21 protein-coding genes and 3 pseudogenes are annotated in these 25,004 nt (G+C 68.5%); 12 read left to right on the top strand and 12 right to left on the bottom strand.

Translation table 11 applies throughout. The features are described from left to right. Positions 1-256: 256 nt before the first annotated feature. Together MU407_RS10835 and MU407_RS10830 are read left to right on the top strand one after the other, a co-directional pair. Positions 257-817: a hypothetical protein gene (locus tag MU407_RS10835; protein ID WP_246957382.1), complete on the top strand. Its 561-nt coding sequence runs from the start codon at positions 257-259 to the stop codon at positions 815-817. 30 nt (positions 818-847) lie between these two features. Then, the gene (locus MU407_RS10830; protein ID WP_102236662.1) at positions 848-1,438 is read left to right on the top strand and encodes a hypothetical protein; all 591 of its coding nucleotides are present in this window, start codon (positions 848-850) and stop codon (positions 1,436-1,438) included. A 99-nt stretch (positions 1,439-1,537) separates the two neighbouring features. Here the strand turns inward: MU407_RS10830 and MU407_RS10825 are convergent, their stop codons facing one another. The 5 genes and pseudogenes from MU407_RS10825 to MU407_RS10805 form a co-directional block, all read right to left on the bottom strand. Further along, positions 1,538-2,596 (bottom strand): biotin/lipoate A/B protein ligase family protein, encoded by a 1,059-nt coding sequence (locus tag MU407_RS10825; protein ID WP_246957385.1) that lies wholly within the window; start codon positions 2,594-2,596, stop codon positions 1,538-1,540. 215 nt (positions 2,597-2,811) lie between these two features. Continuing rightward, a pseudogene (locus tag MU407_RS10820) lies at positions 2,812-3,369 on the bottom strand (HipA domain-containing protein). Positions 3,370-3,538: 169 nt separating this feature from the next. Then, positions 3,539-3,814 (bottom strand): annotated as a pseudogene (locus tag MU407_RS10815) (HipA N-terminal domain-containing protein); the annotation flags it as partial. After that, entirely contained in the window at positions 3,811-4,026 is a 216-nt protein-coding gene (locus MU407_RS10810; RefSeq protein ID WP_102236658.1) for a helix-turn-helix domain-containing protein, read from the bottom strand. The gene MU407_RS10810 and the pseudogene MU407_RS10815, both read right to left, overlap by 4 nt. Positions 4,027-4,048: 22 nt before the next feature. After that, positions 4,049-5,344 (bottom strand): hypothetical protein, encoded by a 1,296-nt coding sequence (locus MU407_RS10805; RefSeq protein ID WP_246957372.1) that lies wholly within the window; start codon positions 5,342-5,344, stop codon positions 4,049-4,051. A gap of 137 nt (positions 5,345-5,481) precedes the next feature. Here MU407_RS10805 and MU407_RS10800 point away from each other — a divergent pair, with 137 nt between their 5' ends. The 3 genes from MU407_RS10800 to MU407_RS10790 all read left to right on the top strand — a co-directional run bounded on the left by MU407_RS10800 (position 5,482) and on the right by MU407_RS10790 (position 8,534). Then, positions 5,482-6,264: an SDR family oxidoreductase gene (locus tag MU407_RS10800; RefSeq protein ID WP_102236656.1), complete on the top strand. Its 783-nt coding sequence runs from the start codon at positions 5,482-5,484 to the stop codon at positions 6,262-6,264. A 19-nt stretch (positions 6,265-6,283) separates the two neighbouring features. Next, positions 6,284-8,110, top strand: coding sequence for an ABC transporter ATP-binding protein (locus MU407_RS10795; protein WP_102236655.1), 1,827 nt, complete (start codon positions 6,284-6,286; stop codon positions 8,108-8,110). A 199-nt stretch (positions 8,111-8,309) separates the two neighbouring features. Next, the gene (locus MU407_RS10790; RefSeq protein ID WP_102236698.1) at positions 8,310-8,534 is read left to right on the top strand and encodes a hypothetical protein; all 225 of its coding nucleotides are present in this window, start codon (positions 8,310-8,312) and stop codon (positions 8,532-8,534) included. Positions 8,535-8,582: 48 nt separating this feature from the next. Here the strand turns inward: MU407_RS10790 and MU407_RS10785 are convergent, their stop codons facing one another. Next, entirely contained in the window at positions 8,583-8,855 is a 273-nt protein-coding gene (locus tag MU407_RS10785; RefSeq protein WP_102236654.1) for a 2Fe-2S iron-sulfur cluster binding domain-containing protein, read from the bottom strand. A 183-nt stretch (positions 8,856-9,038) separates the two neighbouring features. Between MU407_RS10785 and MU407_RS10780 the strand changes: the two genes are divergently transcribed. Then, positions 9,039-9,269 (top strand): hypothetical protein, encoded by a 231-nt coding sequence (locus tag MU407_RS10780; RefSeq protein ID WP_102236653.1) that lies wholly within the window; start codon positions 9,039-9,041, stop codon positions 9,267-9,269. A 34-nt stretch (positions 9,270-9,303) separates the two neighbouring features. Here the strand turns inward: MU407_RS10780 and MU407_RS10775 are convergent, their stop codons facing one another. Both MU407_RS10775 and MU407_RS10770 read right to left on the bottom strand, forming a co-directional pair. Next, positions 9,304-10,020, bottom strand: coding sequence for a response regulator transcription factor (locus MU407_RS10775; RefSeq protein WP_102236652.1), 717 nt, complete (start codon positions 10,018-10,020; stop codon positions 9,304-9,306). After that, entirely contained in the window at positions 10,017-11,405 is a 1,389-nt protein-coding gene (locus tag MU407_RS10770) for an ATP-binding protein (RefSeq protein WP_246957370.1), read from the bottom strand. Before MU407_RS10770 ends, MU407_RS10775 begins: the two co-directional genes overlap by 4 nt. Positions 11,406-11,562: 157 nt before the next feature. Between MU407_RS10770 and MU407_RS10765 the strand changes: the two genes are divergently transcribed. The 5 genes from MU407_RS10765 (at position 11,563) to MU407_RS10745 (ending at position 19,312) form a co-directional block, all read left to right on the top strand. After that, positions 11,563-13,005 carry a PspC domain-containing protein gene (locus MU407_RS10765; RefSeq protein ID WP_246957367.1) on the top strand — a complete coding sequence of 481 codons (1,443 nt, stop codon included), beginning with the start codon at positions 11,563-11,565 and terminating at the stop codon, positions 13,003-13,005. After that, positions 13,002-13,379 carry a hypothetical protein gene (locus tag MU407_RS10760; protein WP_102236649.1) on the top strand — a complete coding sequence of 126 codons (378 nt, stop codon included), beginning with the start codon at positions 13,002-13,004 and terminating at the stop codon, positions 13,377-13,379. Before MU407_RS10765 ends, MU407_RS10760 begins: the two co-directional genes overlap by 4 nt. Before the next feature lie 137 nt (positions 13,380-13,516). Continuing rightward, on the top strand, positions 13,517-16,822 hold the full coding sequence (gene ileS / locus MU407_RS10755) for an isoleucine--tRNA ligase (RefSeq protein ID WP_246957364.1): 3,306 nt from the start codon (positions 13,517-13,519) through the stop codon (positions 16,820-16,822). Positions 16,823-16,988: 166 nt separating this feature from the next. After that, positions 16,989-17,753 (top strand): hypothetical protein, encoded by a 765-nt coding sequence (locus MU407_RS10750; RefSeq protein WP_102236647.1) that lies wholly within the window; start codon positions 16,989-16,991, stop codon positions 17,751-17,753. After that, positions 17,750-19,312: a hypothetical protein gene (locus tag MU407_RS10745; RefSeq protein ID WP_102236646.1), complete on the top strand. Its 1,563-nt coding sequence runs from the start codon at positions 17,750-17,752 to the stop codon at positions 19,310-19,312. Before MU407_RS10750 ends, MU407_RS10745 begins: the two co-directional genes overlap by 4 nt. Before the next feature lie 55 nt (positions 19,313-19,367). Here the strand turns inward: MU407_RS10745 and MU407_RS10740 are convergent, their stop codons facing one another. After that, complete coding sequence (locus tag MU407_RS10740) at positions 19,368-19,745, bottom strand: hypothetical protein (RefSeq protein ID WP_102236645.1); 378 nt, start codon at positions 19,743-19,745, stop codon at positions 19,368-19,370. A 444-nt stretch (positions 19,746-20,189) separates the two neighbouring features. On the opposite strand from MU407_RS10740, the pseudogene MU407_RS10735 reads away from it, so the two are divergent. Further along, positions 20,190-21,499: pseudogene (locus tag MU407_RS10735) on the top strand (ISL3 family transposase). 198 nt (positions 21,500-21,697) lie between these two features. Here MU407_RS10735 and MU407_RS10730 read toward each other — a convergent pair. The 3 genes from MU407_RS10730 to MU407_RS10720 are packed head-to-tail and all read right to left on the bottom strand — an operon-like array spanning position 21,698 to position 24,841. Further along, on the bottom strand, positions 21,698-23,050 hold the full coding sequence (locus tag MU407_RS10730) for a hypothetical protein (protein ID WP_246957362.1): 1,353 nt from the start codon (positions 23,048-23,050) through the stop codon (positions 21,698-21,700). 43 nt (positions 23,051-23,093) lie between these two features. Then, positions 23,094-24,107: a ribose ABC transporter permease gene (locus MU407_RS10725; RefSeq protein WP_246957360.1), complete on the bottom strand. Its 1,014-nt coding sequence runs from the start codon at positions 24,105-24,107 to the stop codon at positions 23,094-23,096. Beyond that, on the bottom strand, positions 24,104-24,841 hold the full coding sequence (locus MU407_RS10720; RefSeq protein WP_281507857.1) for an ATP-binding cassette domain-containing protein: 738 nt from the start codon (positions 24,839-24,841) through the stop codon (positions 24,104-24,106). Before MU407_RS10720 ends, MU407_RS10725 begins: the two co-directional genes overlap by 4 nt. Between the last annotated feature and the right edge of the window lie 163 nt (positions 24,842-25,004).

The raw sequence follows: 25,004 nt of genomic DNA, 5'->3' as shown, positions 1-25,004 counted from the left end.
CCTACCCGCCGCTGAACGCCGAGCCCCCGGACGCCTCATCGAAGGATCGGTAACCACGAACTGGAAGGCCGCCCTCGGCCAACTCGCCCTCGTCTACCCCGAACGAATCGAACCCTACCTGTAACCCGCATCACACCCCTTACACACAGGGATTGACAAGCCCCTTCTCGCGGCCGCCTTCGCCGGACCCGCCGCGGCAGAGACCGTCGAGGAGCACGGCCCGGAGACCCCGGAGAACAACGCCAGCCTCCCCCTGGTGGACACCTACCGGAAGTCCGACCACCTCAAGGCGAGCATCCTCAACCCCAAGCCCGTGTGCAACGCCCACGAGGACTACCGCACCGTCATCTACAAGGTCACCGACGACTTCAGCCCCGTCGGCACCGTCTCCACCACCAACGAGACCGACAGCCCCATCCCGCTGACGCAGGAGACTTCCCGCAGCCAGACCATCTCCCTGACCGTCAACGGCTCGCGCACCGAGAAGGTCGACGCGAACCTCGGCGGCACCGGCAGCGGCGACAAGGGCAGCATCAACGCTGGCATCGCCTACTCGCTGGCCACCACCGTCGGCGCCGAGGCCTCCTACTCCCTGTCCTGGCAGGTCGGCCAAACCATCGGCCCCTACGAGATCCCTGCCGGCCACACCGGCGAGGCCACCTACGGCTTCCGCACCGTCTCCATGACCGGAACCCAGCAGCGATGCAAGGCCAACGGCACCTGGTCCACCCCCACCGCGTGGCGGGCCTTCGTCCCGGTGAAGAACGAGGTGCGCGTGAACACCTACGCGAACCCCGCCGACTCCCACCGCCCCTGAGCCGCACCGCCTTTCCCTGAGGAGAAACCCATGACCACGCATCAGCCCACCCGCCGCGCCGCGCTCGCCGGATCCCTGCTGGGTCTTAGCGCCCTCGCCCTCGCCCCGCAGGCCGCGCTCGCCGCGGAGCCCGCTCCCGAAAAGCCCGCCCTGGACCTCGTCCCGCATTTCACCGTCTCCGCCGCCAAGGCCGACGGGTTCGCGGGCCTGGTCGCCCTGCGGATCACCAACAACGGCGCGAAGCGCTACTACGGGGAGTTCCCGCTGGTGACCTTCCGCCTCGAGGTGCGCACCGACTCCGGCCCCGAGGGCGTGGACCGCCTGATCACTCCCGGCTGGTTCAACGGCGCCTACGCCCGTGACCTCGGCTTCGATCCGGAGACCTCCACCCGCACCTTCGAGGTCGTCCTGTCCAACCCCATCGAGGTGGGGGAGACCCAGCTCGTGGCGAACCTCAACTTCGGTGACGGAGACACCCGCCTGGGCCGCCTGCACAACTACCTGGTGGTGACCCAGACCGGTCGCCTCGAGGGCGATGAGTCCACCGCGAATGATCAGAGCGTCGACTCGCGCGAGCACACCCTGACCGACGGCGGGAAGGAGCATCCCGGCACCTTCTGATCTGAAGCCGTGGATGAGCGGAGCCCCGGGGATGGATGGCCCCGGGGCTCCGTGCTGCCCGTGCCCGCACCACAGCTCGCGCGGCGCATCCTGGCGCGCTCAGGGCACCCGGCGGGTCCACTCCTCGGTGCCGAACTTCGTCTCCACCAGCTCCCGGGCCGCCGCGAGCTCCTCCTCGGTGTAGTCGGAGGGCGTCGTGTCGTACCGGGCACGGAAGTACTCGAGGAAGCCGTCGATGATCTGCTCGCGCGCCAGACCGGTCTGCGAACGCATCGGATCCACCCGCTTGTTCGCGCTCTTGGTGCCCTTGTCGGAGAGCTTCTCCCGGCCGATCCGCAGCACCTCCAACATCTTGTCAGCGTCGATGTCGTAGCTCATCGTCACGTGGTGCAGCAGCACCCCGCCGGCGAAGCGACGCTGCGCCGCGCCGCCGATCTTCCCCTGCTCGGAGGCGATGTCGTTCAGCGGCACATAGTGGGCCTTCACCCCGATCTCGGCGAGCGCCCCCATCACCCAGTCGTCCAGGTAGGCGTACGCCTGCTCGAAGGAGAGCCCCTCCACGAGTGAGGTGGGCACGACGAGGGAGTAGGTGATGCAGTTGCCGGCCTCCATGAACATCGCGCCGCCGCCGGTGATGCGGCGCACCACCCCGATGCCGTGCCGCTCCGCGCCCTCCGCGTCGATCTCATTGCGCAGCGACTGATAGGAGCCGATCACCACCAGAGGTGAGTCCCAGTCCCAGATGCGGAAGGTAGGCCCGCGCCGCCCGGCCAGCACCTCGCGGGGAATCACCTCATCGAGCGCCACATGCATCACCGGCGGCAGCACCCGCGGGCCGATCACCTCGAAGGACAGGTCATCCCAGCTCGTGGCATGCCCGAGCGCGCGACGGGTCGCGATCGCGACGGCATCTGCGTCAAAGCCGATCATCTCCACCGGCTCTGGCCGGGCCTTGAGCCGCGCGGTGATCGCGTCGGCAAGCTCAGCGGCGGTGGCGCCGACGGGCATGCCCACGAGAGCGGCGTTCAGATCCTCGAGCGCTTCATCGGGCTCGAGGAAGAAATCGCCGTAGACGTGCGCGGTCGCGATCTGGTCCTCGCGGGTGGTCACGTCGACCGACACCAGTTTGCCGCCGCGCACCTTGTACTGGCCGCTCAGCACGTCCGCGGCAGGTGCGGGGATGTCGGGGACGTCGGCGGCGAGGGAGTCATGAGAGTCCATGTGGACCATTGTCGCGCGGACCGGATCCGCCGTTCTGTACCGACGATTCGGCGTTTCTGAGCCACCAGGTGGTACAAAAAGGCCGAATCGCGGGTGGGGTCAGTGCCGCGGGTGGGGTCAGTGCAACGGCGGGGTGAGGGCTTAGCGCGAGGTCAGAGCTCGAGGACGGTGCGGCGCATGCGCAGCTCGCGCTCTGCGCCGTACAGGAGTGACCCCGTGAAACCCAACGCCGACAGGTCGATGCTCGCTGATGCCCGCAGGGCAAGATCTATTGCGCTCGATGCTGCCCGCGCGGGCAACGCGATCGCCGCAGCGAAGGCGTCCCAGTGCCGTCGGTGCAGTCGTCTATCCCGCCCGTCGATGGTGAGCGCCATCGTCATATCCCGATAGACCACGGTCGAGGGGATGTCGTAGATCGGGGAGAGGCCCCAACGTCCGGACGGTTCCTGCAGGACAGCCAGGTTTTTGGCATGCAGATCCCCGTTGCCCGTAAGCTAGGCGAAGAGAAACTGCAGATACAGCGCTCGGGCGGCGATCCGTGGGGCAGAGGTCTGCGCTGCGAGCGCCCGCGTGACCTCCTCGCTGCTGAGCGCATACTTCTGAGCCGGAAGCACCCCGAGCACCTGCGCCCCGTCTTCCATGGCGAAGCGCCGCACGGTCCCGTCCGGAGCGACCTCGCGATCGAAGCGCGTGATCAGCAGCCCCTGCACGCCGTGCACGTCCTCGATGATGCGGTGCGCCGGTCAGAGCACGTAGATCAAGGTGCGCGGGACTCGTAGCGGCGAGGGGTGGGGGGTCGGTGGGCTGCTCCCCGGCGGGAACCACCTGCACGTCTCCCGGTGTGTCGGCGCCGACAGCCAGCAGCAGGCTCAGCTCATCGTCGGGTGAGGTCTTGACCGCTCGGCGCAGCACCGTGAGCCGATGGCCCTCAGGAAGCAGGCCGGCGAAGAACGGCGGCAGGCCTCCGCCCGGGGTCGTGACACGATCGGCGGTGACCGGCAAGGTCGACGCCACGGCGGGGCCGCTGTAGCCCTCCCGGTAGGAGAAGGTCACGGCACCGGTGGGATCACGCTCGAGCAGAGCGGTGCGTTCTCCGGCCTTGTAGACGTCAGCGCGCTGGATGTGTCGCAGCGTGCTCAGCTCGAAGGTCGTCATGACCGCAGCTCCAAGCGCATCCCTAGGACATCGGCCACGGTGAGCACGGCTGCCAGGCCGGGTGAGCCGCTGCCCTTCTCGATCTCCCGCACGGTCCGATCCGAGAGCCCCGCGAGCTCGGCGAGCTGCAGTTGGGTGAGCCCTGCCTGCTTGCGGGCGTCCCGCAGCGCGGCCCCGAGGGCGATGGCAGCGGGAGATGGTGACACGGTCATGGCGGAAGGATGCTTCCGGCTGTCACGGGATCGTCAGTGACCGCAGGGCGCGGTGCACCTCCCACACGAAGTCCGCGGTGGACTGGCTCTTGCGCGGTGCGACCGCGTAGGTCTCCGCGGGCCGCTGCGGCGTCTCCTCACGGGTCACGCGCGGGATGAGGTTCTTCCAGTCGCGGTCTCCGCCCACCCAGATGCGGTACTCGGTGCCGGAGTCATCTCCGTGCTGGAGAACCCGCAGCCCCATGGTCGTGGCCGTGAGCGCCGGTTGCCGCCGCGCCGGGGCGAGGTCGAAGCCGCGATCGCGCAGCAGCATCGGGTTCAGCACCGCCCACAGCAGCAGGCGCGCCCCTTCCAGCTCCGGGGTGGCGGCATCGCCGATCAGCTCCCTGGCCGACGGCGGGGTGCCGCCTTCGGTGCGCCAGGCGCTGCGGCGGGCCAGCATTGTCAGACGCTCCTTTGCGGCCGCGTGGTCTGCCTCGGTGCTGATGCGGCCGATGCCCAGCGGTACCGGATCCGCCCCGGCTCGCAGGAAATGCACGGGCGTCCCGTCGATCACCTCACCGAACTCCAGACCAGTGCGACCGCGCCCCACCCCCATCTGCAGGTGGGCGTCGGTCTGCCCGCGCCGGGTCGAGAAATGCGGGCTGCTGCCCAGCAGGCTGCGGCAGGCGTGGTGCATGACATCAAGGTGGGCACGGAAGTCCCGGGCGGTGGAGGTCTTGGTGAGCAGCTTGCGTGCATCCACCGGGAACTGCACGACCGGCCGGCCCGCATTTTCTCCCACCTCGGCAAGGGTCTCCCACAGGTGCGCATGCCCCGGGTCCTTCTTCGGCATCCGCCTTCCCAGCCGCGCCCAGCTGGTGGCGATCACCCCCGGCGGCACCTCCCCGGTGAGCTCCGCCCGATCCGTGCGGCGTGCGATCGCGACCAGCAGATGATCAGGCGAGGATCCGAGCGCGCCACGCATCTTCTGCAGCTGCGGCACGGAGAACGGCCCGCCCACGCGCAACGCGATCCCCAGCCGCGCCGAGCCGCCGTCCTGACCGGCCGGAGGCAGCAGCTCCGCGGTGAGATCCGGGGAGGTGCGGCGCAGGCGTGGGCCGGCAGTGATCGACCCGGTGGTGCGCTCGGTGCGAGCGACCGCGGTCAGGAAGGCATCACGCGAGCGCGGGGACATCAGCACGAACTCGAGCATGTGCCGCAGCAGCACCTCCACCCGGAGCTGACGATCGCGGCCGTCCCCCAGGTCCGGGGAGGCGGCCGAGCGGTCCACCCCGTAGGTGAGCATCTGGCCGACGGTCGCGTACGAGCGGGGCATGGTCCTCCTCCGGCGGGTGCCTGCGCGCCCCGGCTGCCCGGATGCGCGGATCCGTAGCCATTATCCCTGCCGCCCGCCCGCGCGAACAGCGACCGTGACCGTCCAGGCGTGTCCCCATCGGCCGTAAGCTCAACGCCATGAACACCGCTGCTGCCTCCGCCCCCGCCCCGCTCACCGCCATCGTCACCGGCGCCACATCTGGCATCGGCCGCGCCACGGCGCAGCGCCTCGTGGCCGACGGGTGGCGGGTGCTGGCTGTGTCGCGGCGTCAGGAGCGTCTGGATGCGCTGGCGGCGGAGATCGGTTGCGAGGTCCTGGCGGTGGATGTGACCTCCGATGAGTCCGTGAATCGCCTGGTCGCGCGGAGTGTGGAGCTATTCGGGCCGGAGCTGAATGCCGTCGTGCATGTGGCCGGTGGGGCGCTCGGCGTGGATCCTGTTGCGGAAGCGGACCTCGAAAAGTGGCAGCGGATGTATGACATCAACGTGCTGGGCGCCGTGCGCGTCACCCGCGCCCTGCTGCCCGCGCTGCGGGAGAGCGGCCGCGGGGACCTGCTGTACGTCACGTCCGTCGCCGGGCACGAGCCGTACCCGGGCGGCTCCGGATACAACGCCGCGAAGGCCGGAGAGCATATGCTCGCCGCCGCCGCGCGCCTGGAGCTGAACGGGGAGCCGATCCGCGTCATCGAGGTTGCCCCGGGCATGGTGCGCACCGAGGAGTTCTCCCTCGTGCGCCTGGGGGATCAGGAGAAGGCTGATGCCGTCTACGACGGGGTCGAGCAGCCGCTGACCGCCGAGGACTGCGCGGACGTCATCTCCTATGCCCTGAATGCCCCGCATCACGTGAACCTCGACCTCATCACTGTGCGGCCCCTCGCCCAGGCCGCGGCCCACCGCGTGGCCCGCCACCAGGGCCTCTGAGCCGCGGCGGAGCAGCGGGATGCGGCCGGGACCGAACCTGGAGACGCTCAGCCGGCAGGAGGCCAAGGACGCCGTGCGCGGCGCCGACGTGCGGCGCATCCTGGGGCTGTTCCGTCCCTACCGCGGCACGCTCGCGATGGTGTTCGCGCTCATCGTGGGCAGCGCCGTCGTCGGCATCATCTCCCCGTTCCTGATCCGCGAGATCGTCGACGTCGCCCTCCCCGAGCAGCGCGTGACCCTGCTGCTGTGGTGCGTGGCCGGGCTCATCGCCGCGACCGCCGGCACCACCGCCTTGAACGTCACCCAGTCGGTGCTGTCCACCCGGGTGGGCCAGGCGGTGATGCATGACCTGCGCGTCAGCGTCCACACGCACCTGCAGCGCATGGGTCTGGGGTTCTTCACCCGCACCCGTACCGGGGAGCTGCAGTCGCGGATCCTGTCGGACATCGGCTCCATGCAGGCGGTCATCACCTCGGTGATGACCCAGATCGTCTCCTCGAGCGCCGCGATACTCATGGCGATCGTCGCGATGCTCGCCATGGACTGGCGCCTCACCCTGTTCTCCGTGGCGGTGGTGCCGCTCGCCGTGTGGCTGAACCGCCGGGTGGCCCGGCGCCGCCGCGCGATCGTCAAGCGCCGCCAGGAGAAAGCCGCGGACCTGAACTCCTCGATCCAGGAATCTCTGTCCGTCTCCGGGATCCTGCTGGGCACCACCATGGGGCAGACCCGCGCCCTCAACGACGCCTTCACCGGGCGGTCCCGCGAGCTCGCCGACCTCGAGGTCGCCTCCGAGGTCGCCGGGCGCTGGGTGGTCGCGCTGTTCACGGCGCTCATGGCGATCATCCCGGCGCTCACCTACCTGCTGGGCGGCATGCTGCTGTTTCAGGAGGCGGACTCCCGCATCACCATCGGCACCCTCGTGGCGTTCGTCGCCCTGCAGTCCGCACTGATGCCGAACACGAACAACCTGCTGCGGGTCGCCAATCAGGTCTCCGCGTCGCTGGCCCTGTTCACCCGGGTGTTCGAGTATCTCGATGCGCCGATCACCATCACCGACGCCCCCGGTGCGCGGGTGCTCGACCCCGCGGCGGTGCGCGGCAAGGTGCACTTCGCACACGTGACCTTCACCTACCCGGGGGCCGACGGGCCAGCGCTTGCGGACGTGGACTTCACGGTGCCGCCCGGCACCCACACCGCGCTCGTCGGCGCGACCGGTTCCGGTAAGACGACCACCGGCTATCTCATGGCGCGGCTGTATGACCCTGATGCCGGCGCGATCACCCTGGACGGGTATGACCTGCGCGAGGTCACCCTCGAATCCCTCGCCGCGTGCATCGGCGTCGTCACCCAGGAGACGTTCCTGCTGCACGCCACGATCGCCGAGAACTTGCGCTTCGCCCGGCCGGATGCCACGGACGACGAGCTCGAAGCCGCGGCTCGGATCGCTCAGATCCACGACCACATCGCCGCCCTGCCCGACGGCTATGACACGGTGGTGGGGGAGCGGGGCTACCGCTTCTCCGGCGGGGAGAAGCAGCGCCTGGCGCTCGCCCGCACGATCCTGCGCGACCCGCTGGTGCTGCTGCTCGATGAGGCCACCTCAGCGCTGGACACCGCGACCGAGCGTGCTATGGCCGGGGCGCTCGAGGCCGTCTCCCACGGCCGCACCACCGTGTCGATCGCGCATCGGCTCTCCACCATCCGCCACGCCGACCAGATCCTCGTGCTCGAGCGCGGGAGGATCGTGGAGCGCGGCCCCTATGACGAGTTGCTCGCTGCGGACGGTGTCTTCGCGCGCCTCGCCGCCCGGGAGGCTGACATGCTGCCGGAGGCGGAGCGCAGCTGAGCACCGGGTGCTGAGACCGGTCATTGAGCACCGGCGACTGAGGACTACGACCAAGGGCGGATACGGCTCGACGAGGATTCATCCCCTCGCCGGATGTCCCACCCGCGCGAACTCGACAGGATCAATGTCATCACCCGCACCCCTGCGGGACAGCAATGGCAGCAGTGCCGATCAGCAGCACCGATCCGAGGAGGTTCCCGTGACCGTCACCCCGCACGATCCGGCCCGCCGTCCCATCGTCGTCGAGGAGACGAGCACAGGCCGCCCGGTGCTGTTCGCGGTGCTGCTGGCGCTCGCCGTGCTGGGCACGCTCGCGCTGCTGGTGACCGGACCGATGCTCGCCCTGGGGCATGCGATCGTCGCCGCGGTGGCGATCATGAGCGTCATGACCCTCGCCTGGGCGGTGGCCGGTCCCCGCTGGTGAACTGAGCCGCTCCGCGGAGTGCTGTGCCGCCTCGCGGGGTACTGCGGATCAGATGTCGATCTCGATCTCGCCGATGCCGCGGGAGACGCAGGTGGTCATCTGCGTGTCGTGCTCGTCCTCCATGAGGAACTCGTCCAGATGCTCCACCTCGCCGGAGACCAGCGGAACCACGCAGGTGCCGCACACGCCGCCCTCGCACGAGTAGTCCATCGAGATGCCGGCGTCCAACAGCGCCTGCAGCAGGGACTGCCCCTCCTCGACCTCGAGAGTGATGCCCGACTTCAGGCACTTGGCGGTGAAGGGCTCTCCGAACAGCGACATCCTGCATCCTTCCGGTTCGGTCGCCCCCGGCGGGGGCGCAACGCTCAAGACACCAGTGTTCCACGGGGGAGCCGGGACCTGCGGGGTGAGCCTCGCCTCGCGCGGCGTGCATCGCCTCATCCCGGGATGAATCCGGGACGGTGCCGGAGGTGGAATCCGGGGCCGACGGGACATCGTGGAGCCATGTCCAGCGCGCATACCCCCGCCCGGCAGCCCTGCCGACGGGCCATCGCCTGCACGCGGATGATCTGCGCGGCGGTCTCGGTGCTGTGCCTAATGGTCGCGATCACCACCTGCTTCGTGCTGCTGTTGGTCGGGCCGCAGCTGCAACTGTGGCCTGCCCTGCTGCTGGGGCTCATGATCCAGTTCGGGATCGTGGCGGCCCTGGTCGTCGGGCGTCGAGCGCTGTCCTGACCGATGCTGTCCAGGGCGATGTAGCGCCCGGGGGTCAGAGTACGCGCCGGTCGCGCGCCCAGCGGGTGAGCTCCCGACGGTCCGACAGCTGCAGCTTGCGCAGCACGCTCGAGACGTGGCTCTCAACTGTCCGATCGGAGATGAACAGCGAGGAGGCGGCTTCTCGGTACGTGTAGCCGCGGGCGATCAGCCGCATCACCTCCTGCTCACGCGGGGTGAGCAGATCCAGCTCGGTCGGCTCCACCGAAACTGAGCCGCGGAACGCATCGAGCACGAAACCGGCCAGGCGCGGGGAGAACACCGCATCCCCGCCCACCACACGATGCAGCGCATCGACCAGATCCTCGGCCGTGATCGCCTTGGTGACGTAGCCGCGGGCGCCGGCGCGGATCACCGCGAGCACATCCTCCTCCGCATCGGAGACGCTCAGGGCGAGTGCCCGCACGGGTCCGCCCTGCGCGGTGGTCAGCCCGTCGAGGGCGGCGGCGACTTCGGCGCCCCCACCGCCGGCGCCACCGGGCAGATGCACATCCAGCAGCACCACATCGGGTAGCAGCTCGCGCGCCATCCGTACCGCCTCGGTCACCTCATACGCAGTCCCGACCACGGTGATCTGCGGATCGGTGCGGGTGATCTCCCCGGCGACCCCGGCGGCGAACAGGTGATGGTCATCGACGACGAGCACCCGGATCGGCCCCGACGAGGACTCCGATCCGGATAACGGGGCAGCCCCGGACGTCGGCGTGCTCATCGGCCACCTCCGGGCAGATGCAGTGCGACCTCGGTGCCGCCGCCCGGGGCGGCGGAGACAGTCGCGCTGCCGCCGGCGCGCTCCATCCGCCCGATGATCGACTCGCGCACCCCCAGCCGATCGGGCGGCACTGCAGCCGGGTCGAAGCCCGGGCCGCGATCGCGGACGAACGCCTCCACCGCGTCCTCCCGGATCTCCACGAACACGCCGACGCCGGTGCCGGCATGGCGCACCGCGTTCAGCAGCGCCTCCCGCAGCGCCGCCAGCAGGGCAGGGGAGACGTCCTCGAGCTGCGCATCGCCCACGATCACCGTGTCCACGGCCACGCCGTGCGCATCCTCCACCTGGGCACTCAGCGCCTCGACGGCCGCGCGCAGATCTGTCGGCGCATCCTCGGACTCGGCATCAGCCGCATACAGCCAGTGCCGCAGCTCACGCTCCTGCTGTCGGGCCAGCCGCCGCATATCCTCCTCCGGCATCCCGGCCCTCTGCAGCAGTACGAGGGTCTGCAGCACCGAATCGTGCAGATGTGCGGAGGTCTCCCGGTGATGCTGCGCCACAGCCCGCTGCGCCGTCTCCTCTCGCATCCCTTTCCACAGGCGCCGTCCCCACGGCACCAGCAGCGTCGCGAGCACACCGAGGATCGCCGGGCCCACCGCCAGCAGCACCAGGGCCGGGCCGGTTCCCAGCAGTGCCAGCGCGACGTACACCAGTGTCAGCAGGAGCAGCACCACCGCCGCGCCGAGCGCGGAGAGGGCCGCGCGCGGCACCTCCTGGGTGCGGCCCGACCAGCGCTGACGATCCAGATCCGGCAGCGGCGCGATACCCAGCATCACCGCCCCCGCCATCACCGCCACCGACCAGTGGACCACGAGATACTGCCCCTCCGTGGCGAAGGACTGGTACGTAGGCGGCAGCAGCATCCGCGCCAAATCGGAGATGACGGTCAGAAGTGCCGCCGCCATCGCGATGGTCACCACGAGCGCGAGCCCCAGCCAGCGCAGCACGGCGGGGAGGCGCCCGGCGCCGGGAGACGTGGCGCCGACAGCCCTGGGGGTCCCGCGCACCGCCGCGGAACTCTCCTGCAGCGCCCGGGCCCGATCCTGCTCGGCATCATCCGGCGTGACCCACCACAGCAGCACATAGCCCAGCACGAGGGCCGCACCGAGGCTCAGCTGGCCGTACCACGTGGGCCACGGCGTCCACATCGCGAACATCGTCAGCGTCCCCAGCGGCACGAGCGCCGCGCCCGCCAGCAGGATCCCGCGCACGAGAATCACCGGCAGGCGCAGCCGCGCCGCGAGCAGAGCACACGTGCCCGTCAGCACCGCGTCCTCGCGACGCCGCATCCAGGAAGCCGCCGACGCGGCAGGGATATCGAGCATGAATCCATTGTGCGCTGCGCAGCACCCTGACGCAGGGCGTCAGCGGGGGATTCCGGGGCGGCTCCGGGTGCCCTTCGGGACCGCTCCGGGACAGATCCGGGGCAGGTCAGGGCTCTGCCCGCCCGCGATCACCGCGCCGCTCAGCGAAGATGGAGCCATGTCCACATCGCCGAGAATCGCCACCGCCGCGACGGAGCGGACCGTGCAGGCCGCCCTCACCCCGCGCACGGCCCGCACCGTCGCGGACCGTGCCTGGCGCACCCATGTGCTGCTGCGGGGAGATGACCGCTGGCTCGTCGGCGTGTGCGCGGCGTGCGCCCGCGCCTGGGGCGTGCCGCGTGCGATGGTGCGGGCCCAGATCCTGCTGCTCACTCCGCTCGGGCTCGGCGTGCCCTTGTACCTGCTCGGAGCGTTGCTGCTGCCGCGCCAAAGGGCCGATGGGAACATTGTGGGAGGACCCATTCCGTGGATCGACTTGCCGCGGATCGCCCGGTACCTGTTCCTCCTCGTGGCTGCCGTACCGCTCGTGCTCGTGCTGTACGTATGGCTGAGCTTCCTGGGCTACTGGATCCCGAATGCGCTGGCGGTCTGTCTGGCCCTGGCGATGGGCGGAGGAGTGCTGCTGTGGCTCGCCGCCCGTGCCGCGGCGCGTGACCGCCGTGAGGCGATGTTCGCTCTGCTCGCCCACCGCGCTCAGCTGCTCGATGAGCCCGCGCTGAGCGCGTTCCTCGCCGAACGGCGCACGAGCCTTGAGCTCTCCGGCCTGTTCACGGCGGGCCGGGGCCCGGAGCATGACGGTCCGCACGCTGCCGGGCATGAGCGCGCCGCCCATCGGCCCTTTCGGTCGCGCCAGCCCCGCCGGCCCGCAGCCTCTGCTCGCACGATCCTCGCCGTGCTCGCGGCGATGGTCGCGGTCACCGCCCTCACCGTGCTGCTGCTGAACGTGCAGCCGACCCTGCTGCCCCCGGGCCTGGACGCCCCGGTGCTGCCGCAGGCCGGCCCGGTCACCGTCGGCACCGCCCTCGCGGCCGCCCTCGGCGGAACGATGCTCATCATCCTGGGGGCGCGGGGCAGGCGCAGCGGCATCCTGCTGCTCGCCGCGCTGCTGGCCGCCGGTGGGGCGCTCAGCGGCGGAGCTCTGCTGCGCATCGCCCATGACCCGAGCGCCGAACCGTTCGTCCTCACCACCGCAGATCTCGAGCGGGATGGCTACCACAGCTGTCCGTCCGGGCTCGGGGAGCTGGATCGGCCCGTACTGATCGATCTCAGCGACCTGGACGCGCAGCGCGCCGAGCAGCTGCGCGCCCTCTCCTCCGCCCAGCGTCCGGATGATGTCCCGGAACCAGTGATCATCGACTGCTACCGTCCGATCGGGCAGATCACCGTGCGCCTGCCGGAGGATCCCGGGCTCGTGGCGGTGACCCTCCACGGATCCCGCAGCCCTGAGGTGCAGCGGCAGCCGGAGGACCCCGTCGTGCGCGTGTGGGGGTCTGTCGACGTCGGCGCCGTAGACCTCGAGGAGCCGGCCGCAAAGCAGGACGCTGCCGAGCAGGACGACACAGAGCACGGTGTTTCTGAGCAGGACCAGGAGGACGCATGAGCCGCCCCGAGACCGCACCCGACCTGCAGACCGCACCCGACCTGCAGACCGCGCCCGACCTGCACGCAGCGCCGAGCCCCACCGTCGGCCCGGCCCTCCCGCAGGGCCCCGCACGGAGGAGCATCGGCGGCGGCCTGCTGGTCCTGCTGATCACCGCTCTCGCCGCAGCCGCCGCGCTGCCCGTGCCGCGCTGGGAGCCGTGGCTGCTGGGCGTGCTCGCCCTCCTCGGCCTCGCCATCGTGCTCATCGTCATGGCGCTGCTGCCCCTTCCGGCGTCGGCGGCTACACTGTCGCCCATCGGCACTGACCCGGCCATCACCGGTGAGCCGCGGGAAGAACAGCCCGCTCCGCCCCGCGCGGAGAGCGCCCAGTAGAACCCGCCGGGACCAGCCCGTCACAGCTGAGGAACGAGGGGACCCGCCACGGCGGGCCAACCGAGGTGGTACCGCGCGATCCGTCGCGTCCTCGGAGGCATAGGCATTGCACGTCCGTCGTCCCCGGAGGAACCCTCATGGTGTACCCGCTGTCCGGAGACCCGCTGGTCTCCTCGCCCGATCTGCCCGCGCTCGAGACCCGCATCATCGAGCGCTGGATCGCTGACGGCACCTTCCTGGAGTCCATCGCCCAGCGGCAGGACGCCGAGGAGTTCACCTTCTACGACGGCCCGCCGTTCGCCAACGGCCTGCCGCACTACGGGCACCTGCTCACCGGATTCGTCAAGGACGTCGTCCCGCGCTTCCAGACCATGCTCGGCAAGAAGGTGGAGCGCCGCTTCGGCTGGGACACCCACGGCCTGCCCGCCGAGCTCGAGGCCATGCGGGAGCTGGGCCTGACGGAGAAGTCTGAGATCGAGGACATGGGCATCAAGGCGTTCAACAACGCTGCCCGTGCCTCCGTGCTGAAGTACACGCAGGAATGGCAGGACTACGTCACCCGCCAGGCCCGCTGGGTGGACTTCGAGAACGACTACAAGACCCTGGACCTGCCGTTCATGGAGTCGGTGCTGTGGGCCTTCAAGACCCTGTGGGACAAAGGCCGCGCCTACGAGGGCTACAAGGTCCTGCCGTACTGCTGGAAGGACCAGACGCCGCTGTCCGCCCATGAGCTGCGGATGGATGATGACGTCTACCAGGACCGCCAGGACACCACCGTCGTGGTCACCTTCCCGCTGATCGGCGAGAAGGCCCGCGAGCTTGGGGTGGAGGGCGTCAAGGCCCTGGCCTGGACCACCACACCGTGGACGCTGCCCACGAACTTCTCACTCGCCGTCGGCCCCGCGGTGCAATACGTCCTGGTGCCCTCCGGTCCGCTCGGTGCGGCCGATGGATCCACCGCCGGCGAGTCCACCTATCTGCTGGCCGAGGACCTCGCCGGCTCCTTCGCCAAGGAGCTCGGCTACGAGGATGCCGAAGCGGTGCTCGCCGCCGTCGGGGAGCGGCGCCTGACCGGCACCGAGCTCGAACATGTGGCCTATGAACCGCTGTGGGACGTCTATTCCCGTGACCGCGAGCGCTGGGGGCTGCAGAACGCGTGGATCATCACCGTCGCGGACTATGTCTCCACCACCGACGGCACCGGCGTGGTCCACCAGGCCACCGCCTACGGTGAAGAGGACCAGGCGGTCAATGCCCGCTACGACATCCCCGTCGTGGTGTCCGTGGACGACGGCGCCCAGTTCCTCGACTACTTCCGTGGCACCGCGCTCGACGAGATCGCCGGGATGCAGGTGTTCGAGGCGAACCTGCCGCTGATCCGTATCCTGCGTGCCTCCGGGCGTCTCATGCGCGAAGCCAGCTACGTCCACTCCTACCCGCACTGCTGGCGCTGCCGGACCCCGCTGATCTACAAGGCCGTCTCCTCCTGGTTCGTGAAGGTCGCCGATCAGCGCGAGCGCATGCTCGAGCTGAACGAGCAGATCACCTGGATGCCGGGCAACGTCCAGCACGGCCAGTTCGGGGCGTGGCTCGAGGGTGCCCGCGACTGGGCGATCTCCCGCAACCGCTACTGGGGCACCCCCATCCCGGTGTGGAAGAGCGATGACCCGAACCACCCGCGCATCGACGTCTACGGATCCCTCGCCGAGATCGAGGCGGATTTCGGTGAGCTGCCGCGCGATGAGAACGGCGAGGTGAACCTCCACCGCCCCTACATCGACGAGCTGACCCGCCCGAACCCCGACGACCCGACGGGCACGTCCACGATGCGGCGCATCGAGGAGATCTTCGACGTCTGGTTCGACTCCGGTTCCATGCCGTTCGCGCAGGTCCACTACCCCTTCGAGAACACCGACTGGTTCGAGTCCCACAACCCCGCGGACTTCATCGTCGAGTACATCGGACAGACCCGCGGCTGGTTCTACGTCATGCACGTGCTGTCCACCGCCCTGTTCGACCGCCCCGCCTTCTCGAGCGTGATCTGCCACGGCATCGTGCTGGGCGAGGACGGCAACAAGATGAGCAAGTCCCTGCGCAACTACCCGGACGTGCGCGAGATGTACGACGCGTACGGCGCCGATGCGATGCGCTGGTTCCTCATGTCCTCCCCGATCCTGCGCGGCGGCAACCTGATCGTCGATGAGCCGCGGATCCGCGACGCCGTGCGCCAGACCGTACTGCCGCTGTGGAACGTGTGGTACTTCCTGGCGCTGTACGCCAACGCCGCCGGGGAGAAGGACGCCAGCGGGCAGCCGGCCGGCTACCAGGGACGCACGCGCCATCTGACCGACGGGGTCGACGACGTGCTGGACCGCTACCTGCTCTCGCGCACCGGCATGCTGATCCGCGAAACCCGCGAGCTCATGGAAGGCCTGGACATCGCCGGCGCCGCCGCGAGCATCCAAGCGCACCTGGAGATGCTCACCAACTGGTACGTGCGGCGTTCCCGCGACCGCTTCTGGGAAGGCTCCGAGCAGGCCATCGATGTGCTCTCCACCGTGCTCGAGGCGACCCTGCGGGTGGCCGCACCGCTGCTGCCGATGGTCACCGAGGAGATCTGGCGGGGTCTCACCGGTGGGCGCTCGGTGCATCTTGAGGACTGGCCCGATGCCGAGCAGTTCCCGGTGGATGAGGAGCTCGTGATGGCGATGGAGCAGGTGCGCATGGTCGCCTCCGCCGGCAATGCGCTGCGCAAGAAGGAGGGCATCCGGGCCCGTCAGCCGCTCGCGCAGCTGACCGTCGTGCACCGTGACCCCTCCCAGCTCGAGCCCTTCGTCGGCATCATCGCCGATGAGCTGAACGTGAAGCAGGTGCGTCTGCTGGATGTCACCAGCGAGGAAGCCCGCGGCATGGGTGTGGAGCAGAAGCTCCAGGTGAACGCCCGTGCGGCCGGGCCGCGGCTTGGTAAGCAGGTGCAGCAGGTCATCAAGGGCGCGAAGTCCGGGGACTGGTCCGTGGCAGAGGACGGCACCGTCACCGCCGGCGGCCTTGAGCTCGTCGACGGCGAGTACACCCTGGACCTCGTGGCCGGTCAGGCCGCCCAGGACCAGGGCGCCGCGATCGGCGTGCTCGCCGGCGGGGACTTCCTGGTGCTCGATACTCAGCTGAGCCCGGAACTGGAGGCCGAGGGCATCGCCCGCGATGTGGTGCGCGCCGTGCAGGCCGCCCGCAAGCAGGCCGGCCTGGACATCTCCGACCGCATCCACCTCACCGTCGACGGCGACCCGACCGTCACCGAGGCGGTCGCCGCACACCGCGAGCTGCTCGCCGCCGAGGTGCTGGCCCTGGATATCCAGGTGCCTGCCGCCCCGGCGGAGGGCGCGCACGACGCCCAGGAGAAGGTCACCGGCGGCACCGTGCGGATCGGCGTGGCACGGGCCTGATCTGCACCGCACGGCACCGCCCTCGCGCTCGGCAGCGGCCGAGAGTGGGGGCGGTGCTCAATCGACAGGGGAGTTCTCCCCATCGACCACGGCAGGGCGCTCCTATACCGTCGGGGGTGACCTCGGGCACCCCGCTCTCCGAGGCAGTCGACGCCGAGGAGCCGCCATGACGTCGTTCGTCGCTGATCCCACCGCCGCCTTGTCCTTCTCGCTCGCGCGGCTGAAGGAGCCGAGGATCATGAACCCGGCGTGGCTGCCGCGCATCGACGCCGCAGCGCTCGCCCCCTCCTCGCTCGACGCGGCTCAGCAGCGCATCGTGGATCGTGCGCTCATCGCGCCCACGGTGCTGGCCCTCAGCGTCACCACCGCCTCCGAGCGTCGGGAGGTGACCGTGGTGGTGGACCGTGAGGGAGCGATCACTCTGACCCCCGACGCGGAGGGGACCTACCGCTGGGAGGAGATCGAGGTGGCGCAGACGGCGGCGCTGCTGGAAGCCCAGCTGCCCGCCGACACTCCACTCGCGGCCCCGCCGCAGATGACCGCCCGCAGTGAGAGCACCCGGCTCCCGCTCAGCCCCGAGCAGCAGCAGGCCATCGCCGCGCGCCGGGAGAGCGGGGTCCGCGCCCAGGACGCGATCGCCGCGCAAGAGGATCTCTCCCCGTTGCTGCGCGACGCGCTGCTCTCCGACGGGGACCGCGCGGTGCTGGATATCAGCCTCCACGTCCCCGCGGAGGGCGGCGAGGCACCACCGCTGCTGTTCCACCTGCTGCGGCACTGGACCGTGGGGGCGCACGGACTGTACGCGGCCGATGGAGATGAGCCGATCGCGACGGCGATCCACCGGGTTGAGGGTGGCGATGTGCTGGCCACGATGCTGCCGCTCCTGGCCGAGGGCGTGCAGCTCGCGCGCGGCGAGGCGGTGGCGGCATGACCTTCTACGGGATGGATCCGGAACAGGTGCGCACCCAGGCGGGGCGCGTGGGAGATGCCTCGCGCCAGCTGGATGAGCTCCAGCAGCGCCTGGATGCGATCACGCGCGGCGTGAGCTGGGTGGGGGAGGACAGGGAAGCGTTCCTCCAGCAGTGGAGCGGTGGGCCCTCCGCCCGGATGCGCGAGGCCACCGCTGATCTCACCGCCCGCTCCCAGCTGCTGCAGGAGGAAGCCGATCAGCAGGACCGCGCCTCCGGGGCGACCGACGGCCCCGGCCTGCCCGCCACCGGCGCTCCCGGGTCCGCCGCGGACTTCGGCGAGCTCATCGGCGGGGTCGTGGACGGGGTGCGGGACGGGATCGACTGGCTCGGTGATCGTGCCCGGGAGGCCGGTGAGGCCATCGGCGATGCGGTGGAGGGTGCTCGCGACTGGCTGAAGGACCGCTTCCAGGATGCGAAGGACTGGACGTCCGACCGGATCCAGGACGCGAAGGACTGGTTCGCCGACCGCAAGAACGATCTCGACGAGTGGTTCCAGCAGACCAAGGAGCGGTTCGACCGCCTGATCGCGGAGCTGGACCGGCCGTTCGCGGAGGTCGCCGCCGAGCGTCTCGTGAACGACATGGTCGAGGACGGCACGCTCAGCCACGTCACTGATGTGGAGGTGCTCGGGACACGCACGATCCCGGACCAGGAAGCCCCCGACAGCCTCGCGGATCTGCTGCTGGACAACGATGAGACCCGCAGAACGATCGACGGCACGGAGCCTCCGCGACAGTACCTGCCCGAGGATCAGGCCCAGATCCGCGTTCAAAAGGTGGTGGGTGCGGACGGCGTGGAGCGGTATGTGGTGCATGTGCCGCCCACGCAGGGCGCGCCTTTGCACGATGGGCTGAAGAACCCCATTCCGGGCTGGGATCAGCAGAATCAGCCCTTTGGCTGGGACAACAACCTCTATGCCATGGCCGGCAAGGAGAACGCGGGCGCGAATGCCGTGAAGGCGGCGATGGAGGAAGCGGGAATCCCGCCGGGCTCGCAGGTGGCCTTCGTCGGCCACTCCCAGGGTGGCCTGGTGGCGTCGCAGCTCGCGGATGATCCCTCGTTCAACGGTCCGGGTGGCTACCAGGTGACTGATGTGTTCTCGGTGGGCTCCCCGGTGGAGACCTTCACGCCTGCCGATTCCCGCACCGATGTGCTGAACGTCAGTCATGAGCGAGGAGGGTTCCGTCCCGGGGATGTGGTCCCGACGCTGGATATGGACGGGGCCTCGGCCCGGCACCCGTCAGGCAATCCGGCCCCGAATGTGCACGACGTCAGTTTTGGGACGCCGAAGCCCGCCGACGGGTTCGGAGGCGACATGATGGATGTGGCGCACGAGTCCGTGCGTCGCGATGGCAACGGGAACATCGACCCGAACTCCGGGTACTACGGCACGGTGCGCAACAACGGCGATGATGCGATGCTCGCCGCGAAGGATGAGCGGATGCGTGGGAAGTACTACGGGGACGGGACTACGGTCGCCGAGGACATCGTGGTGGATGTGAAGCGCGCCGACCGCTGAGGGAGGAGCCGCGGTGCCCCGGGAGCTGCTCGCGGGGCGCTGGATGAGCGGGAATCTACTCCAGGCCGTAAAGTTCGAAGAAGCGGCCCATCGACACCCAGGAGTTCTCGGAGGTGTCGAGCAGCTCGCCCACCGGCATCTCCGCCCCGTCGGTCACTCCCACGACGCCATCGGCGGGCCACCGCGCCGCGTTCTTGTCCATACGGTGGATCACCTCCACGCCTCGGCGCCACGCCTCGTCCAGAGCGTCAGGCAGCTCGTCAGCAGAGACAGAGAACGTGATGCGGCCGCTCACATTGTTGCCGAGCCCCCCACCGGGCCCGATGGTGAGGTCCACGGCCGTGACCCCTGGGGCGTCCATGATCGCTTCCTCCACAGCTCCGATGCTGGGCCGCAGGAAGCCGCAGCCGGTCAGCAGGGACAGCACGCCCATCGATCCTCCTATCAGGAGAGCTCTGCGCTGCGTCGTCATCGCTCCTCCTGGTGTCCTCGGGTCGCTCGCGGGAGCGTGGCCAGAGTACCGGGGAAGAGAGCTGCTCGTTGTACTGACCGGACTTGATGGTTGAGGTACCGTGTCGGAATGCCGTATATCATGAAGGTCCTGCCCTGAACCTCTTTGGCTCCAGCTGACGAGCGCGAGTTCATATTTGACCGCAGCGCCTACAGGATTTATCTTTCCCAAAAATCACAATGCCTCCCTGTGGTAATGCGTGTTCATATCGAATGCAAGCGATGCAGCAGGCACACAGATCTATGACGGCTCTTCGCAGTTGAGGGCGTAGCGGTCGGGGGCGGGGTGGGCGCGTTGGTGCGGGGATAGACGTCGAGGTCTCCCGATGATGGAAGTTCTCACACTCGCCATCTGGAACACCTCTACATGCCCCACGCTACCTTCTCGTCTCCTGATCTCGATGCCTTCTGCGGCCTGGACGGGCTCGGCCTCACAGCCACCGGCCAGCGCATCGAGACGGGCCAGGCAGTTCTGGAGTGCCGGGTCCTCGCGGACGATCAGTGGTGCCATCGCTGCGGCCAGGCCGGAGTTCCTCACGGCACGGCCCTCAGAACGATCATGCACGTCCCCTCGACTGGCGACCGACGATGCCGCAGGTCAGACTACGTCGCTACCGCTGCCCGGACTGCTGCACCGTGTGGCGTCAGGACACCACAGCCACTGCCGGGTCCCGCACGAAGCTGTCGCGCGACGCGGGCTTCTGGGCACTCAAGAGCGCGGTCATCGACCGGATGTCAATCGCGCGGGTCGCCGAGAACCTCGGCACCGCCTGGCACACCGTGAACGACGCTGCCTTCGAAACCGGCTCCGAGCTTTTGATCAACGATCCTGCCCGGTTCGAGGGGGTCCGGGTCCTCGGCGTGGACGAGCACGTCTGGTCCCACACCGCAGGCGGTAGCAAGTACATCACCGTGATCATCGACCTGACCCCGGTCCGCGATGGCACCGGAGCCTCGAGGCTGCTAGACATGCTCCCTGGCCGTTCGAAGAAGGTGCTCAAGACCGGGCTCGACCAGCAGGAACAGGGCTTCCGCGACCGGATCGAGACCGTGGCGATGGACGGGTTCACCAGTTTCAAGACCGCCGCTGCGAAAGAGATCCCACAGGCCGTCGCGGTGATGGATCCGTCCCACGTCCTCGCCCAGGCCGATGACGCACAGGACCGCTGCCGACAACGGATCCAGCAGACCACCTGCGGGCATCGTGGCCGATCCGGGGATCCTCTCTACAGGATCCACCGACTCCTCCGCACCAGCGCAGATCTCCTGACCGATCGCCAGTGCGGCCGCCTGAACATCGTGTTCGCCGCAGAAGAGCACGCCGCAGCGGAGGCAACCTGGGGCATCTACCAGCGGATCGTCCAGGCATACCGCAATCCCGATCGCGTTACCGCCAAACAGCAACTCACCGCCCTGATCCAAGACCTCGCCGACAACGTTCCAGCCTCGCTGACCGAGGTCATCACACTCGGCCGCACTCTGAAACACCGGGCCGGGGACGTGCTGTCCTACTTCGACCGACCCGGCACCAGCAACGGCCCAACAGAGGCCACCAACAGCCGCCTCGAACACCACCGCGGCACCGCGCTGGACCTCCGCGACCTCACCCACTACATCCTCCGACCCCTCCTCAACACCGGAGGCTTCAGACCCCTGCTACACCGCCAAATGCGATGAGCCCCTTTGGCTTGAGTCGTAGGCCGAGGCCCCGCACAGAGCAACTCGAATGCGAGGCGCTTGCTCCGATGCGCTGCCCGACGCGGCATGCGGTCGTCGCGGAGCTCCGATCATGCGGTCTGGAGCGGGGAAGCAGGCTCTCAGGTTCCGTGGTCGGTCGAGGCGAAGAGAATCTAGCAGGGAGCGCCGCCAGGATCATCAGCTCGTGGCGACTCGTACTTCCGGTTCGGTCTCGAGCTGGTCGGCGACAACATGCCACGCATCGGCGAAGTCGCCGTACGCGGTCTTGATGGGCACACCGATCGGAAGTTCAGGACATTCGTTCTCAGTGTTCGACCCCCAATTGACCCAACCGGACTCCTTGCGCTGAACGATCTGGAATCCGCCGGACGGCTTGCCCGTCCACCAAACCATGGTGCGACCGTTCTCGGAGTGGAACTCGGCCGACTTCTGGACTGCCCCCGTGAAGATCGTGGCGTCGGGCACGGCGGAGACATCTACAGGGCGCTCGCTGATGACCCACGGTCGGTCCGGTGCGTCTGCAAGGTAGTGCGAGTGCTCGCGTACGACCGCAAGCCGACGAGAGATCTCATCGTCGGGGAGCGCCTGCTCCCAAACGCAGAACAGCCTCCAGTACAGGTCCCAATGGGCGGACTCCATCCCATCGGCGAGTTGGTGCCGGATCTCCGTGAACTTCTCAGAGTCGCTGCCGCTGGTGGAAAGCGTGTCCTCGACCATCGTCACGAGTTCTTGCGCATAGGGATCGCCAGCGCGGTAACGGGTGCTGTGGTGTGATTCGAAGCGGTCGAAGACGAGTTCGCCTGGTCCGCCTTCGAATTCGTCACCGACGGTGATCTTGTCCGCGATGGACCGTCCATTGATTACGGTGCGGAAGCTGTCGACGTCGTAGTGGCGCTCGAAGAATGGCGTTCCGTAGGTGAAGACCCAGTCAATGCGGAAGGACTTTCCGTGAAGTTCTTCGAGTAGTCCGTCAGGAACGGTGCCGTGCATCCGGTAGTGGTGAAGGACGGGGCCCTGTTCGACGGTCTCGATCTGGACCGTTGTGTGTTCGGGTGGGTTGATCAGCCCGTTTTCGGGGGTGAAGAAGGGCCCGTAGAAGCCGCCAATGGCGTTGTTGCCAGAGGCGAGGAGATCGACACCCTCGTGGTGTGCGCTGAAGTGTCGCAGGCCCCACTTCGAAGATCCTTCCCCTTCAGCGGTGCCGGAGCACATCTCCAGATCGAAGTACCCGGTGTCCAGTCGGGTGAAAGCATCGTCTTCGATCGGGTCGAGAGTGCGGATTCCTGGCACTTCGCCTTCCCACGGATTGCCGAGTTCGAGCGTTTCGGCGCCGCGGAGGTCGACGACGGTGATGAACGTGGTGCTGGAGGAGTCGGAGCGAGCGTTCACGCGTTGGCAGGCGAGAACGTCCCCCTGCGATGTCCGGGCCGTGTACACCGGTTCGGGATAAGACCCGGGGACGGTGAAGACGATGGGTTCTTTGGTCCTGTTGCCGCTGAGGGGATCGGCGATCTTGATGCGGACGGTCACTGGTTCTCCTTCAGGATGGATGGGTGGGGCGTAGCCATTTGGTTCAAGCTGCAGCAGGCTGGGTGCGTCGACGGCCGAAGCTAATGCGCTTCTGCTTGAGGCTGTCGATGGACACGGCTATGACGATCACGATTCCCTTGACGAGCAGCTGAGTGAAGAAGGGGACGTTCATCAGAATGAGGCCCGTGGTGAGCACGCCGAGGATCAGGGCACCGATGAACGTTCCGACGATCCGTCCCTTGCCGCCGGCGAGGCTGGTACCGCCGAGGACGACAGCGGCGATGGCGTCGAGCTCGTAGCCCTCACCGGCAGTTGGTTGGGCGGACACGACGCGGCCTGCGAACAGGAGGCCTGCTAGTCCCGCGCATGCACCGGCGATCACGTACACGGAGGCGATAACGGCCTTGACGTTGACCCCGGCGAGACGGGCGGCCTCGGGATTGCCACCGACGGCGTAAACGTGCCGTCCGTAGGTGGTGTTCTCAAGGAGGAACCAGGCAACTAGGTACACGATGATCATGGCGATGACGGGAGCCGGGATGCCGAGGAGGCTGCCGCTGCCCAGAGCTCGGAAGTTCAGGTTGCCGTCGACGATGGGCTGTCCACCCGTCAGGGTGTACGCGAGACCGCGAAGAAAGGTCATCGACGCCAACGTCACGATGAAGGCTGCGAGGGCCATGTAGGCGACGAGGATGCCGTTGATGAGGCCGGCGATCGCTCCGGCGAGGATGCCGATAAGGACCGCCAGAGGGGCAGGGACACCCGTAATAGAGACCATGACGCTGACGACGCCGGCGACGGCCACGGTCGAGCCGACGGACAGATCGATGCCGGCGGTAATGATTACGAACGTCATGCCTGCAGCAAGGATGGCGTTGATGGAGATCGCGCGGGCGATGTTCCAGAAGTTGTCCATCGAGGCGAAGTTCGGTGCGATCGCAGCCATGATCAGCACGAGTGCGATGAGCACGAAGAGGATGCCGTAGCGGTCCCACCAGCGGGCGAAGTCGAACGATTGACGATCGGTGGTCGTGGAGCTCGTATCTGTGGTGGTCATTCTGCTTCCCCTTCGGGCGTGGCTGCGGTGCCAGTGGCGTGGAACATGACTTCGGTCTCGGAGGTGGTTGACGAGTCGAGCTCTGCGACGATCCGCCCCGCGCGCATGACGAAGAGACGGTCGCTGATCCCGATCGCTTCGGGCAGGTCAGAGGAGACGACGAGGATGGCTTTGCCTTCTGCGGCGAGGGCGTTGATCGCGTCGTAGATCTCCCGTTTGGCGCCGATGTCGACGCCTCGAGTGGGCTCGTCGAGGATCAGCAAGTCGGAGTCGGCCATAAGCCAGCGGGCCAGGACTGCCTTCTGCTGATTTCCTCCGGACAAGGATCTGACGGAGAGTCCGAGCGCGTTCTGTCGTAGGTTCAGCCGTGACATCTCTGCGCGGACCGAGGTGCGAATCGCGCTCTTGCGGAGGACGCCTGTGGTCGCGTAGGAGCCGAGGGTACTGATGGAGATGTTCTGCTCGACGGAGTGGTCGAGGAACAGTGCCTGTTCCTTGCGGCTCTCGGGGACCATTGCGATTCCTGAGGCGATCGCTTGCGCGGGTCGGCGTACCTGCACGGGTCGGCCGTTGATCGCGACGGTCCCGCTGTGATGGGGGTCTGCTCCGTAGATCATGCGCACCAGTTCTGTGCGGCCGGCACCGATGAGCCCGCTCATGGCGACGACCTCGCCAGCCCTTACTGTGAGGGTGGCGGGTCCGACGTCCTCCCCTTCGAGATCCCGGACCTCCAGGACGGTGTCGCCAGGGGTGCGGTCGGGGTGCCCGTATAGCCTCGGGCTTTCATCGTTGAGGTGTCCGAGGGGTGGTCGTAGACGCGGAAAGGTGCTCCTGACCTGGAAGAATAGGGCTTACTTAGGGTCCAATTCTCCAAGGTCGAAGGAGCACCTTCAGGGT

It is taken from the genome of Brachybacterium sp. Marseille-Q7125 (assembly GCF_023062615.1).
In the GTDB taxonomy this organism is placed as follows: domain Bacteria; phylum Actinomycetota; class Actinomycetes; order Actinomycetales; family Dermabacteraceae; genus Brachybacterium.
This window is presented reverse-complemented; position numbering and strand designations above follow the sequence as displayed.

Bases quoted from the DNA above. Each gene is read 5' to 3' on its own strand.
- MU407_RS10830 (WP_102236662.1), top strand. From the start codon at position 848: ATGACCACGCATCAGCCCACCCGCCGCGCCGCGCTCGCCGGATCCCTG.
- MU407_RS10810 (WP_102236658.1), bottom strand. From the start codon at position 4,026: ATGACCGTGTCACCATCTCCCGCTGCCATCGCCCTCGGGGCCGCGCTG.
- MU407_RS10805 (WP_246957372.1), bottom strand. From the start codon at position 5,344: ATGCCCCGCTCGTACGCGACCGTCGGCCAGATGCTCACCTACGGGGTG.
- MU407_RS10800 (WP_102236656.1), top strand. From the start codon at position 5,482: ATGAACACCGCTGCTGCCTCCGCCCCCGCCCCGCTCACCGCCATCGTC.
- MU407_RS10795 (WP_102236655.1), top strand. From the start codon at position 6,284: ATGCGGCCGGGACCGAACCTGGAGACGCTCAGCCGGCAGGAGGCCAAG.
- MU407_RS10785 (WP_102236654.1), bottom strand. From the start codon at position 8,855: ATGTCGCTGTTCGGAGAGCCCTTCACCGCCAAGTGCCTGAAGTCGGGC.
- MU407_RS10780 (WP_102236653.1), top strand. From the start codon at position 9,039: ATGTCCAGCGCGCATACCCCCGCCCGGCAGCCCTGCCGACGGGCCATC.
- MU407_RS10775 (WP_102236652.1), bottom strand. From the start codon at position 10,020: ATGAGCACGCCGACGTCCGGGGCTGCCCCGTTATCCGGATCGGAGTCC.
- MU407_RS10770 (WP_246957370.1), bottom strand. From the start codon at position 11,405: ATGCTCGATATCCCTGCCGCGTCGGCGGCTTCCTGGATGCGGCGTCGC.
- MU407_RS10765 (WP_246957367.1), top strand. From the start codon at position 11,563: ATGTCCACATCGCCGAGAATCGCCACCGCCGCGACGGAGCGGACCGTG.
- MU407_RS10760 (WP_102236649.1), top strand. From the start codon at position 13,002: ATGAGCCGCCCCGAGACCGCACCCGACCTGCAGACCGCACCCGACCTG.
- ileS (WP_246957364.1), top strand. From the start codon at position 13,517: ATGGTGTACCCGCTGTCCGGAGACCCGCTGGTCTCCTCGCCCGATCTG.
- MU407_RS10750 (WP_102236647.1), top strand. From the start codon at position 16,989: ATGACGTCGTTCGTCGCTGATCCCACCGCCGCCTTGTCCTTCTCGCTC.
- MU407_RS10745 (WP_102236646.1), top strand. From the start codon at position 17,750: ATGACCTTCTACGGGATGGATCCGGAACAGGTGCGCACCCAGGCGGGG.
- MU407_RS10740 (WP_102236645.1), bottom strand. From the start codon at position 19,745: ATGGGCGTGCTGTCCCTGCTGACCGGCTGCGGCTTCCTGCGGCCCAGC.
- MU407_RS10725 (WP_246957360.1), bottom strand. From the start codon at position 24,107: ATGACCACCACAGATACGAGCTCCACGACCACCGATCGTCAATCGTTC.